This is a genomic window from [Clostridium] symbiosum ATCC 14940, from assembly GCF_000466485.1.
Taxonomy (GTDB): Bacteria; Bacillota; Clostridia; order Lachnospirales; family Lachnospiraceae; genus Otoolea; species Otoolea symbiosa.
On the sequence record NZ_KE993033.1, the window covers coordinates 5,223 to 17,841 of the forward strand.

General features: G+C 47.4%; 8 protein-coding genes. 3 read left to right on the top strand and 5 right to left on the bottom strand.

The genetic code is table 11. From position 1 onward, the window contains the following. The first annotated feature begins 277 nt into the window (after positions 1 to 277). From pepV to CLOSYM_RS20285, 3 genes are read left to right on the top strand one after another with little or no spacing between them, the layout of a single operon-like run. Entirely contained in the window at positions 278 to 1,660 is a 1,383-nt protein-coding gene (gene pepV / locus CLOSYM_RS20275; RefSeq protein ID WP_044903024.1) for a dipeptidase PepV, read from the top strand. 27 nt (positions 1,661 to 1,687) lie between these two features. Further along, positions 1,688 to 2,881 carry a DUF819 family protein gene (locus tag CLOSYM_RS20280; RefSeq protein WP_003502085.1) on the top strand — a complete coding sequence of 398 codons (1,194 nt, stop codon included), beginning with the start codon at positions 1,688 to 1,690 and terminating at the stop codon, positions 2,879 to 2,881. An 18-nt stretch (positions 2,882 to 2,899) separates the two neighbouring features. Next, on the top strand, positions 2,900 to 4,063 hold the full coding sequence (locus CLOSYM_RS20285; RefSeq protein ID WP_021643601.1) for a CapA family protein: 1,164 nt from the start codon (positions 2,900 to 2,902) through the stop codon (positions 4,061 to 4,063). 472 nt (positions 4,064 to 4,535) lie between these two features. Here the strand turns inward: CLOSYM_RS20285 and CLOSYM_RS20295 are convergent, their stop codons facing one another. The 5 genes from CLOSYM_RS20295 to CLOSYM_RS24300 form a co-directional block, all read right to left on the bottom strand. Continuing rightward, complete coding sequence (locus CLOSYM_RS20295) at positions 4,536 to 8,987, bottom strand: coiled-coil domain-containing protein (RefSeq protein ID WP_021643603.1); 4,452 nt, start codon at positions 8,985 to 8,987, stop codon at positions 4,536 to 4,538. Further along, positions 8,984 to 9,694 (bottom strand): DUF6063 family protein, encoded by a 711-nt coding sequence (locus tag CLOSYM_RS20300; protein ID WP_021643604.1) that lies wholly within the window; start codon positions 9,692 to 9,694, stop codon positions 8,984 to 8,986. Before CLOSYM_RS20300 ends, CLOSYM_RS20295 begins: the two co-directional genes overlap by 4 nt. Then, entirely contained in the window at positions 9,694 to 11,319 is a 1,626-nt protein-coding gene (locus tag CLOSYM_RS20305) for a hypothetical protein (RefSeq protein ID WP_003508561.1), read from the bottom strand. The genes CLOSYM_RS20300 and CLOSYM_RS20305 overlap by 1 nt, the downstream gene beginning before the upstream one ends. Before the next feature lie 62 nt (positions 11,320 to 11,381). Then, positions 11,382 to 12,404, bottom strand: coding sequence for a Wadjet anti-phage system protein JetD domain-containing protein (locus CLOSYM_RS20310; RefSeq protein WP_021643605.1), 1,023 nt, complete (start codon positions 12,402 to 12,404; stop codon positions 11,382 to 11,384). A gap of 75 nt (positions 12,405 to 12,479) precedes the next feature. Beyond that, positions 12,480 to 12,619: DUF6783 domain-containing protein (locus CLOSYM_RS24300; RefSeq protein WP_416985403.1), on the bottom strand; the 140-nt coding region annotated here is incomplete at its 5' end.

The following is a 12,619-nucleotide window of genomic DNA, read 5'->3' on the forward strand; positions in this document are numbered from 1 at the left end:
CCGTCCGCTGGCCGTACCGGCGGCGTCCTCACCTCATTTATATCCCAAATAGCGATATTGCACAAAAAAGTATTTGATTCCCTCAAATTAATTGACAAATCTAACGATTGGAATTAAAATAGACATAAGCGAAAATACAAACGCTGCTTCATTATGCACATGGCAGTTTCCCTGTCTACTAAGCGAAATGAAACCCAGCAAAAAGCAGAAGAGATACTCTCTCTCCCTGTTTTTTACTGGGTTTTTATTTGTTTCAAAGGAAAGGAGGTTATTAATTATGAAGTTACAGGAGGCCGTAGAGCTTCAAAAGGAAGCGCTTCTCAAAACACTGCAGGAAAGCATCCGGATACGCAGTGTGGAAGATACACCGGCGGAGGACGCTCCCTATGGAATGGGAATCCGTGACTGTCTGGATCACGCATTACAAACTGCAAAAGAGCTGGGATTTTCCGTTGTTAATCTGGATAACCAGATGGGCTGGTGCGAATATGGTGAGGGGGAAGAGATGATTGCCGTATTGGGACATCTGGATGTGGTCCCGGAAGGCGAGGGATGGAGTTTTCCTCCCTTTGGAGGTGAGATTCGGGACGGAAAGGTTCTTGGACGCGGTTCCATCGATGACAAAGGACCGACCATCACCGCGCTGTATGCCCTGGCCGCTCTGCGCGACAGCAAGCTTCCCTTAAAACGCCGGATCCGCATTCTCTTTGGTACCAATGAGGAAACCGGAAGCAATGATATGAAATATTACATCAGCCATGGCGGAGAACTCCCGGTTATGGGTATTACTCCGGACGGCGAATACCCGATTATCAATGGAGAAAAAGGTATCATTAATGTGGATTTTAAAGCGGAATATACCCAGAGTGGTCCGTTGATTTTAATGGGGATTTCCGGCGGAGACGCTCCCAATGTGGTTCCTGCCTCTGCCGAGGCAAATCTTTGCTGTCCGCCGGAGCTTGCGAAAGAGCTTATTCACAAGCTCACTGCCGAATCCGGCAATGCCATCACCTGCACTCCCACAGAGCAGGGAATCCGAATCGCGGCTGCCGGTGTCAGTGCCCACGGAGCCTTCCCGGAGCTTGGCGTCAATGCCATTGGCCTTTTATTAACCGCGCTGGACAGGCTGCCTCTGTCTGAGCCGCTTGCCTCACAAATTCATTTCCTTGCCGAAAAAATCGGTCTGGAATCTGACGGAACCCGGCTCGGCATCGCACTTTCCGATGAACCGTCAGGAAAACTCACCTTCAATTTGGGAACGGTTCAGGGAGATGCTGCTTCCTTTATCATCAGAATCAACTACCGTTATCCGGTTACAAAGACGTATGAGGAATGCGCGCCGATCCTGAATCAGGCTTTCGCAGAATCAGGATTTACACAACTCAAAGAAATACATAAAAAATGCCTTTATTTACCGGAAAACAGCCCCCTGGTTCAGACGCTTCTGCGCGTCTATGCCGAACAGACCGGACTTCCGCCCTATCCCAAATCCATCGGCGGCGGCACCTATGCCAAGGTAATTCCCAACATTGTGGCCTTTGGCCCCATTTTCCCGGGAGACGAGGTGCGGGAGCATAAACCGGATGAATTTATTAAAATTGACGAGCTGATGCAGAATGCACATATACTTGCCGAGGCGCTTTATCAGCTTGCAAAATAAAAATAATATACAAAAGGAGATGTGTCTATGTTTACTATTACAAACAGCTTTACCTACATTGCGTTCCTGATGCTTCTGGCCGGAGGCCTGCTGGCCCTTGAAAAATATGCAAAATGGAAAGTATTCAACATTATCCCGCCGCTGGTTTGGATTTATGTCCTGAATATGGCATTCTGTACCATGGGACTCTTTAATTCGGAGGCCTGTTCCGCCGCCTATGGTGCATTAAAGAACAACATACTTTACGCCATGATTTTTGTTATGCTGCTTCGCTGCGATTTCCGCAAGCTGGGCAAGCTGGGGCCGAGAATGATCGCCATTTTTATGGGCTGTGCCATTACTTTAGGTATCGCTTTCTTCGCCCTTTATCCGGTCTTCGCAAACTCCCTGGGCGGTGCTGAGAAAACCTGGGGCGCAACAGCTGCCCTTTACGCCTCCTGGGTCGGCGGTTCTGCCAACATGGCTGCAATGCAGGATGCACTTCCGGTAGATGCCGGCGCTTACTCCTGTGCTTTGGCACTGGATACCGCATGCTATTCCGTATGGATCGCACTTCTTCTCTTCGCCGTAAAATATTCCGGTAAATGGAATAAAGCATGTAAGGCAGATACCTCCGGCCTGGACGCCGTTGCCGCTGCTGCCAATGAAGAAATTGCAAAAGAAGCCAACATCAAACCAACTGCTGCCGACTGGATCTTCTTAATCGGAGTTTCCTTAATGGTTTCCGCGGTTTCTCAGTGGGTTGGCGGTCAGATGAACACAGTATTAAAAGCCAGCGGTTTGGCTTTCTTTGATAAGGGTACATGTACTACCGTATTCGTTACTGTTCTTGGATTAATCTGTGCGATGACACGGATGGGCAAACTTCCGGCAGTCAATGAATTATCTAACGTTTACCTGTATGCCATCGTTGCCTTACTGGCATCTACTGCAACTTTAGTCGATCTCGTAGCTGCACCGATGTGGGTTGTATACGGTATCGCAGTTTTAGCAATCCACATTATCCTGATGTTCTTACTCTCCAAGCTGTTCCATTGGGATCTGTGCATGTGTTCCACCGCCTCCGTAGCCTGTATCGGCGGATCGGCTTCCGCTCCTATCATTGCAACTGCCTATGATGGTTCCTTTGCCGGTATCGGTGTATTAATGGGAGTTCTGGGAGCTGCCGTCGGGAACTTCTGCGGACTCGGCATGGGTGCGCTGCTTCAGTTCTTCATGTAATTTTGAAAAGGAGAATCAATGATAAGCAAAAACAAAACTTCGATTGTTTTTACTGGTGATATCGGATTCGACCGGTACATGGACAGACGTTGGGAGGACGATAACCTTTTGTCCGGACCAATCTTAGACTTCTTTCATAGTGCGGATCACACTGTGGCAAATGTGGAGGGAGCTCTGATTGATGCTGTCGATGACGGCTCCAGAGGTATTTTCTTTCACAGCATGAACCCTGCGGCCACCCGTGTTCTGAAACTCGCTCATGCAGATATCTGGAGTATCGGAAACAATCACACCATGGATGCCGGACGGGAGGGGGTCATCAGCACTAAAAACATCGCAAAAGAGATGGGATGCCGTACCGTCGGCGCCGGCTTAAACGAAAAGGAGGCCTCCGAGCCTGTCTATCTGGAGGAAGCAGGCGGCATCGGCATGATTTGTGTTGCCTACCAGACAGAATGCATCCCGGCAACCTCAACCGAACCTGGCATTTTCCGCTGGGACGCTCTTGACGCCATTGCAGAACGCATTGCCGAGATTAAATCAAAATGCAGATGGTGTATTGTCATCTCCCATGGCGGCGAAGAGTTTACCAGCCTTCCCAGCCCCTATACCCGTGATCGGTACCTCAAATTCCTGGAGCTGGGCGCAGACGTAGTGGTTGGCCATCATCCCCACGTCCCGGAGAACTATGAATTGTTCGATAACGGAAAAGCAATTTTTTACTCGCTGGGGAACTTCATCTTTGATACGGACTATCAACGCGTTCACCTTTACACCGACATCGGAATCCTGCTGAAGCTTAATTTTACTGAAGAAAAGATGGATTTTGATGCCATCGGCATCCGTATCGTACGAGGTGACGAACGAATTGATATAACGCCGCTTCCCGGCATCTTCACCAATATTCCAGCTAAAGAGTACGAGCTGCTTGCTCCTCTGGGCGCGAAAGCGTTTGTGGAAGAAGAACGGAAAAAGATGATCTATCTGGAACCCGAACGCTTTACCGACGCACCGGAGGAGGTTTGGAACCGGTACTTCTTCAGCGAAGAACCGGATGGTTATTTTAAAGATGCTCATATGGACTTTTCCGTTATTCTTCCTTTGGCTGAGAAGGCCGAGGATGGGGAATGGAAAAAGAGCGGGCTGGAGCAGGTGAAGAATTATATTCTGCGACAGTTGTAGGAAGTCTGCTCTAGTACAGTATTGCGTAATTAACAGTGAATAGAGTGCCTGATATCTGCGTCAGGCTATATTCACCGTTAATTGCACAATGCTGTACTAGCTATGAGAGTTTGGTATTGAAATTGTATTAGAAAAAAGCAGAAAGAGCCTGTGGATGTTTTGGCGGTAAAAGCGCTGAATTATCCATAGGCTCTTTTTGCTTTTAAATTAGATGACGCTGCATATGACTTTCATTGATAACGAAATCAATAAATTCTCTGAATGTACCAATATGTTCTGTTTTGGAAATTCTCTCAAGAAGTCCATTGAAATATGCAGTATCAGAAACCACATTCGGTTGTTTTTTATTGTTTCTCTTCTGCTCTATACTGCCCGGAGTCAGGATTACAGTCATGTCCTGTTATATACTTTTTCTCCTTTTCGTACCTTATTTTTTATTCTACCCCAACTTTTTCCGATAGAACACTTCTTTCTAAAACATCATCTCCATCTGCTCCGCCACCTGTATCCGCGACGCAATCACTGTCTCCGCCTCGGTTCCTTTGATATGTTCCGTCCGCACATACTGGACGGAATTTCTGAGACCGGCGGCAACCAGATTCAGGACGTAGATATTGTCAAACCGGTTATAAATGGACTCTCCGCCAAGGCCTGACAGGCAGATAAGCTGCGTGTTGGTCTTCTTTGCCATATCCATCAGCGGCTTTAAAAGATGGACCGCGTTGGTCTGGGCAAATGGATTATCCATGACGAGAACCTTTCCTTCATTTCTGTCTGCGAAGAAATCTGAATCATCCCGCCGCATATAGCAGAGCAGGCTGGAAAGGATGATAAAGGCGGACAAAAAGCCCTCCCCTCCCGAGTTTCTGGCCACATCGGCCCAGGTGATGGGATACTCCCTCTGCTCCTCGATCTTGAAGAGATGAATCTGTACATTTCCAATGCCGGCAACCGTATCATAGAGATGTTTCGTTGTGAGCTGGGTGCCAAAATATTCCTGGGCATTTTCGTTGCGCTCAAACCATTCAATTCCCTGTCTCGTAATCTCGTTCAGAAAGTCATTGATTCTAAGCTGATATACAGTCAAATTTTCCTCCCAGGAAGGAAGCTCAAGGCGGAGCATCTTAATCGGCCGTTCCCTCACGGTGATGGTAGAATTGTGATCGATTTTCCCCAAATTTTCATGGACATCCTTCAGATAATCCTCCAATATCTCTGCAATTCTGGCTTTTTCCTTTTCCACCAGCGAAATATCTACCTCCAGCTTTTCCATCAGGCTCTGATACGACTGTACCGTTATGTTAAGCTGAGCCAATACCTGGGCGGCAATACCTGAAACCTCCAGCATGGCTTCCAGGGGCTTCCGGTAAAATTCCTCCCGGAATACATCCATTCTGAGAATTCGATTGAGCTGCTGTACCATCCGAGCCTTACATTCTCCGGAGGCGCTGATGCTTAAGCGGTACTCCCTGACTGTCTCCCCCTTAAAATCATCAAGCTGTTTCTTATCAAGCAGGGATATATCTGTTTCCCAGCTTATCTCCTCCCGCTGCTCCAAATGATTATACTCGGACAGAGAGGTAATATTCTGCTCATAGCTGTTAATCCTTTTTTCGTGCTGCTCCTGCTGCTGCTTTTTCTCTTTCTCCTGCCAGGAAAGCTCATTCATCTGTGCATCGATATCCTCCGACATAATCTCACTCTGGGGAAGAGGCTCGTCTTTGCCGCAGGTCTCCGCCATTTTCTCTTTTTTCTGCTTCATCGACTGACGCAGCAGCAATAACACTCTGTCCTCCTTATTCCATTCGGAATCTTTCAGGATTTTCTTTTCGCTCCGCTCTTCCAAGACGGATCGCTGGTGGTACTCTTCCTCTCTGCTGTACAGAACCGTCTTCCAGGCTCCATCCTCCAGCTTATACTTATCCCTGAGCCAGGCCAGTTCCTCCTTCGATTTTCCATGGCGTTTTCTGCACTCTAACACCCATCTTTCCAGTTCCTGCTGTTCCATTGAAAAGCCGGCCGTAATGGCCTGATATCTCGCCTCCATCTGTGCATATGCTTCTTCCCGGCCTTCCCCGGTCTGCCAAGGCGCTTCTATCTCTGCAAAATGTTCCGGAAATGTCTCATACACCAGATATTTTTCCCGGTTATCCCGGACCTTCTCTTTCAGATCTGCGGCTGCATTCTCAAGTGTCTGAAGCTGCCGTCTAAGCCGCTCCATCTGCTCTCTGCACACGGCCTTTTGCTCCGACAGGCTGGCCGCCTTCTTTTCACAGCGTTCCAGCTCATTTCTCTCTTCAAGATAGGCTGCATATTCGGATGAAAATTCTTTAAACTCGGATAAACGCTGCGTCTGCCACCTGTCATCATTTTCCAGTTTCTGAATCCGGCCTCTGAACTGCTCCAGCTCCTCTTCCAGGGTTCTGGCTTGTGCGGCCGCAGCTTCGATCTGTCCTTTCAGCTCCTGCTCCCGGCGGCCGTTTTCTTCCAGTTTTTCCTGGTTTTCCTGGTAGGACTCTTTCGTCACCTTCTGGTTCCGTACTTTTTCCTGCTTTTCAAAATAACCCTGATATTCCTCTTGTTTTCTGGAAATGGCACTTTTCAGCTTATCCATCTGATGTGCCTTTTCCTCCACCATACGTTTCAGGGCTGCCTCGTCTAAGAGATTTTGATTAAAATATACGTAAAAATGGATTTTGTTCCATTCCAGAACGGTTCCCGCCTCCTCGCCGGCCCTGCCTTCCAGCTCTTCCCGCAAAAGCATTGGCACCGGAAAGGAAGTATAGACCTCTTTTCCGTCTCCTTTTTCTGTAAAGGAAAGCAGGGTTTTAAGCTCCCTCTTTGAAATCAAAAGTGAGTAAGGCAAAAATGGATGGCGTTTCACCAGCTTCTGGTTTTCGCCCGCGCTTCTGCCGTTTTTTTGCAGCCATTCCATACCGTAAACGCATGGGATTTCCAGCTCCCTCAGCATGGCTTCAAACTCTTTAGGAAGCTCCAGCACCTTTCCCTGGGTCAGGCGTTCGTATTCCTTCTGGCACCGCTCCTCCTCCTGCTCCAGTTCCCGCCTGGCAATCTGGATTTCTTTCAGTTTCCGTCCCGAAGCCTGAAGAATGGCATCCTGCTCAAATACCAGGGAGTCCTTAAGCTCCAGATAGCGCAAAATTTTCCTGCGCTCGGAAAGTTCTTCCCCGTATTCCCGGCCGATTCGAAAAAGCTCTCTCTGTTCTTCGCCGTTTCTTCCCAGCTCCTGCTTTAAATCCTCCAGTCTCCGCTCCAGCTTCTTTTTCTCTTCTGTCTCTGTTTCCTGCTTCTGCCGGAGGGTGAGTCTCTCCTTAATCACATCCTCCAGTGTCTTTTCATAAATTTGAAGAAGGATCTGCAGCGCTCCCGGTTCGTACTCGCCCAGCAGGTTTCGTTTGAGACTCTCTCCATACATTTTATTAAAGCGGTTTTCTCTCTGGTCAAATACTGCGATTCTGGTCTTTTGCCCTGCCATCCTGGAGGCGTAATCTATAATTTGATTCTGCAGCTCCTCCAGCCGCTCTTCTTTTGATTTCAGCGTCTCCCTTACCGTCTCCTGCTCTTTCCGGTTCTGTTCCTGCTTCGCCTCCCAGCTTTTGCAGGCCTCCTGATAGTATTGCTTCAACAGGGAACCTAATCGCTGCCGTTCCGGTTCCAGAGATTCTCCCTTTTTCTTTGCAAGCTCAAACCGTTCCACGGCCTCCAGAAGAGCCCGGCCGTCTTCGTCCGTTTCATCCTGCTGCCTGGCACATTCCAATAAATGCAGACGTTTCTCAGTCTCGCTGCACTCCCGTTTCAGCGCCTCCCGCTCCATATCAATCATATCCCGGCTGCTGCTGTGAAAACGCTCCTGTTTTTCCAGCTCATAATACTCTCCGGATAATTTTTTGTAGAGCAGATACTCCCGCTTTTCCTGAATCTCCTTTATTTCCTGTAAAAGCTTTTCTCTGGCCTCCTCTTCCTCATTTCTCAGACGGCCCAGCTCTGCTCTCAGACCGGCAATCTGATTTTCATGAAATGCCACCCGCTTAAGCGACTCCTCAAATTGAAGGGCCTCCGCCCGGATTTTCTCCCCCTCCTCACAAAAGCAGCGGATGGTATCGCGCCGTTCAATTTTGGAACGGTTATTTTTATACTGCTCCACGTATTTTTCTACGATATTCTGAAATTCTTTCATCCGGTTCCTGTCCCGGTTCAGCTTGCTCTCCACAGCGTCGAGAAACCATTTTTCCACCAGTCCCTTTTCGTCACGGCAGTCGGCAAATAAATCCGAGAGACCGGATTCCTTTAAATTGACCTTCTTAATGATCGTCTCCCACTCTTTATAATTGATCTGGTACTCCTTCAGCTTGTCAAAATACTGTCTCGATTGGGCCTGATTGTTCATATCATAGAAAAAGAAATTGACACTTTTATCGCGTTTCCACGATTCAAATAACTGGCGGCAGGCGCCGAAACTCTTTAGGGTAATCTCTTTCTTCGTCTTTTCCACCACCGGTAAGTGGCTGATATCCAGTAGGCACCGCTCTTTGTATTCACTGATCAGGTTCACAATTTCAAGTTCTTCTCCGGAACCTGTCTCCTCGCCGGAAATCTCCTGCCGCTTGCGCACCATCATTCCGGTCATGACATAGCCGGCCCCCTGATCCAGTGCCCATTCCACCAGAATAAAGGTGGGTCTGCTGCCGGTAAAATAGCTCTCAAAGGGCCTGTCCTTGGCATCACGGTAGCGCTTATGCACGAACGGCGCCGTCATCATCTGCACCAGCACCGATTTACCGCCTCCGTTTCTCAGGGACAAAAGCGTACTATCTCCATTCAAATGAAAGGTTTCATCACTGATTTTTATGGCATTATTATTATAGTTCAGATTAATCAGCCGGATTGCATTTATCTTACTCATTCAACCTCCCCCAATACCTTCTTCACTCTCTGAAAATGATTTTGATTCAACAGATTCCAGTCCATAAAGCTGTCCAGCTTCTTTGTCGTTTTAATCATTTCATCTTCTTCCACGTAATCAATCAGGCCCTGTTTCTGCAAAAAGGTAAGAAGATGGTACAGAAATCCCTCTTTCGTCGTCTTGGCGCGGGAGCCCTTTTCCTCCGACCGCAGCGCCTCATACGCCTCCAGCATATTCGAAAATGCAATCCCCTGCTTCTCTTCCTCCTCTTCTCCCCGGCTCTTTGCCCCCTCTTTCAGGCGCTTTGAAATACAGTTTTGGAGTTCTCCCACCCGCATATATTCCCTGGACTTGGCACTGCTGCCCTGCCCGTCGAAGAATTCCACCAAAAGCGTCAGAATCACAAATTGGGATAAATAATAATCCTTATCCGTGGCATTGGAGCGGCACAGCGCCGCCTTCATCTGGGCTTTGGAAAAGCCCAGAAAGCTGTTGTTCTCCTTGGGTATCAGATAAATCACATTGCCGTACCGTTCGATATGGCAGTCGCTGATTTCACCCTGGGACTTGACCAGGTTCTGAATGGTCTCTTCCTGGGTGTATGCTTTGTATAATCTCAATTCATTGTCTTCCCGCAGCTCATGATGCTCCAGAAGATAATAAAAAATCTCCTGGCTGAGCCTGATATCCTCTATTTCGTATGCCATTATCTATCCTCCCGGATCACCCGCAGCAGCACATTGGAGCAGGCTACCCGCTTTATTCTGCCATCCTCACTCTTTACCCGGCCGAATTCGATCACCTTCCCGTCCTCCAGTCGGTACACCTCAATTCTCTGTATCGGATCGCCCTGCCGGTCTGCCAGATCCAGAAGCATCTCATTCAACTGGAAGCTGTCTGCCTTTTCCCGTATATATTCGCTTCGCTCTTTCCTCAGCGCTCGTATATCAATCTGCTGGTTCTTGATTAATTCCACCATGATTTCTTTAAAAATTTCTGTATTGGGAATCAGCCGCTCCCGGTCCGCCGATTGTTCCTCATCCTCCGGCAGCCTGCTGCTGATTTCCTCCAGCGTTATCTCTCCCTTTTCCGACGCCAGCTCCAACAGAAAAGATAAGCTGCCCTCATACCGTTTCAGCTTTTCCCGAAGCCGTCTTTCCTGCTCCTCCTGCCACGCATCCTCATCCAAATCCAGAAGCTCCGTCTCCTCCTCTTCCCGGCGGCGGCGTATGGGCTTCTGGATCTCAAGCGCTTTATTCAGGTTATAAATTTTATCCGGATCCTGTCCAAACAGCGGACGCAAAAACAGATCCATCCGCTCCATAATCTCCGGTTTCTCCAGCACCTTGTCGTAAAATGCGCTTCGCAGCGGAAAACGTTTAATCAGAGACATCTGTGAAAGCTGCTCCAACTCCCTTGTATACAGCGCCTTTAAATCAAAATGGCCATTTAAAATTCTTTGATGCTCGTCAATGGTTCTGGTCAGATAGCTCTCGATTTCCCTTAGATTTTTAAGCTTCTCCTCTTCTTCCGGAGTCAACCTTCTGATATTGATTTTCTCCTTTTCCAGTTCTCTGGCCCGCGCCTTCACAAGCTCTCTGTAATCCTGGAATTTCTGGTTGGTATCGCTGATCGTATCGAGATTTTCATCTAAAATATCTCCATACTCCGCCACAGAATAATTCAGCGCATTCCGCCTTACCTTGCCCATGGCCTCCTGGATCTTCTGGAGCTGAATCCGCAGCAGATTAAATACATTCTTTATCTCATCCACCGCTTTATCATAGCTCTGCTTTTCCAGGTGCATCTTAAAAATCATCTCATGGATGGTCAGCTTCATGTTGCTCTCCATCTCCAGCGTTCCCAAAAGCAGGTTATAGCCGTCATCAGTCAGGTAATAGGAGGTGCGCTTCACCTCATCCTCCACATACACAATCCGATTGGCCACATAGCTGATATTCATAATCTGATACGCCTTCTGCTCAAAATTATAGCCATCAAAGTACATGGCCTTCCCTTCATTGGACAGAACAACATTTAAAATAAAATCGCCCAGGCTCTTGCAGTCCTCATAGGCCATATCCTTTTTTAAATACTCCATATTCAGTTCATCAATAAAAACGCCGATGTCGTCTTTTGTGCAATATTCTTCCTTTAAAGACTGCTCCATGATATATAGAAGGACTGCAAAGATTAGGTTAATCTGCTCATCCGCCCGTACAAACCCGTATTTCTGCCAGGTGGTTTTCTGCAGGCTGCCCTGTAAAAGAACTGCATAAAGACCAACATGTTTCATTCGTTTGGGAAAATGCTTTAAAAAATCATACCGCATTCTGATACCACCCTTTTTCTCTGTCTCTTTGCTCCTGGAGCGTGTTTGAAAATTGCTTTCTGTCAGCTGTGCGTCACACTTTGTGGGAGATTAACACGCTCCAGTCCGCCAAAATCCCTGATATTCAAGATTTCCTGCGGAATATACTGCTCACTTTCCAGTATTTTCTTCATTTGCTCCACTGCGCTTTGGGGGAAACAGGCGAAAAACTGTCCTGTGAGATTCCGGTTTTGCTGCTCTTTTGTAATCGGAAGCAAAACGCCTTCTGCTTTTTCAAGCATTCTTAAATAGCCCGGCATAAATGGACGAATCGAATATTGGTCCCCAAAAAGCTGCTCCAGTTTCTCATATATCCCGATTCCCTCATAGTCTAAATCGCCAAAATAGTAAATCTGATTCTGCCTGTTCTGCATATATGGCTCCGCACAAATCGAAAAGTCCTGGAAGGATTTTAAGATTCCCTTTCCGGCCCCATAGATCAATGTCCCGATTTTCATGCCCAGAATGGTATCTTTGCCCTCCAGCAAATGCCTTCTCATGCTGTAAAAGGTATCCTTATTTTCCAGCAGTAGCAGATTTTGCGGCACCTCTCTCGTATGGGTATAACAGGGCATCGGCTCTGTAGTCTCATAATAATTCAAAAAGTCAGGGGAAATTCCGCAGTTTTTCAGAATCCTCATTCCCTGGCCCCTTTTTAAAAATTTTTCCTGACCCCAGATTTCAAAACTCCGTTCATTGATTGATTCTGTCTGATTTAACAGCTCTCTTCGTTCTGTCAGGAATCCATTCAGCATCCGCACCCACTCCCTGTCTTTTTCATAGAGTGACAGGTTCTTTAAGTAGTAATCCGGGGAAATCAGGGGCGTCAGCCCGTAGATTAATTCTTCCTTTAAACACCCGTAATCTTTTTCCTCCTCCGTGACCCAGTACCGCAGATAAAGCGCCGGTTTCTTTCCGTTGATACAGGATGCCTTCACCGGACTCAGTCTCCCGGAGGAAATTTCAGACAGAATATGGCGGTACAGAGCTTCATATGTTTCAAATTTTCCGTTTTTTTCTATTTCTTCTAAAGTGATTCGCTTCATGGCTGATGGCTCCGATGAGTAGTTTTCGTTACGGTCTCGTTATTGTTTGATTGTATCATGAAATATTTTGACAGTCTATATTTCTGGATGCTTTCTTTTCATTCCCCTTTTATGGTTGTTGGAAGAAACCAAATATGATAAATTAAACATAGCGTTAGAGCGTGTTTGAAAATTGCTTTTCGTCAGCTGTGCGTCACACTTTGTGGGAGATTTGG

Coding starts and splice junctions, on each gene's coding strand:
- pepV (WP_044903024.1), top strand. CDS start 278: ATGAAGTTACAGGAGGCCGTAGAGCTTCAAAAGGAAGCGCTTCTCAAA.
- CLOSYM_RS20280 (WP_003502085.1), top strand. CDS start 1,688: ATGTTTACTATTACAAACAGCTTTACCTACATTGCGTTCCTGATGCTT.
- CLOSYM_RS20285 (WP_021643601.1), top strand. CDS start 2,900: ATGATAAGCAAAAACAAAACTTCGATTGTTTTTACTGGTGATATCGGA.
- CLOSYM_RS20295 (WP_021643603.1), bottom strand. CDS start 8,987: ATGAGTAAGATAAATGCAATCCGGCTGATTAATCTGAACTATAATAAT.
- CLOSYM_RS20300 (WP_021643604.1), bottom strand. CDS start 9,694: ATGGCATACGAAATAGAGGATATCAGGCTCAGCCAGGAGATTTTTTAT.
- CLOSYM_RS20305 (WP_003508561.1), bottom strand. CDS start 11,319: ATGCGGTATGATTTTTTAAAGCATTTTCCCAAACGAATGAAACATGTT.
- CLOSYM_RS20310 (WP_021643605.1), bottom strand. CDS start 12,404: ATGAAGCGAATCACTTTAGAAGAAATAGAAAAAAACGGAAAATTTGAA.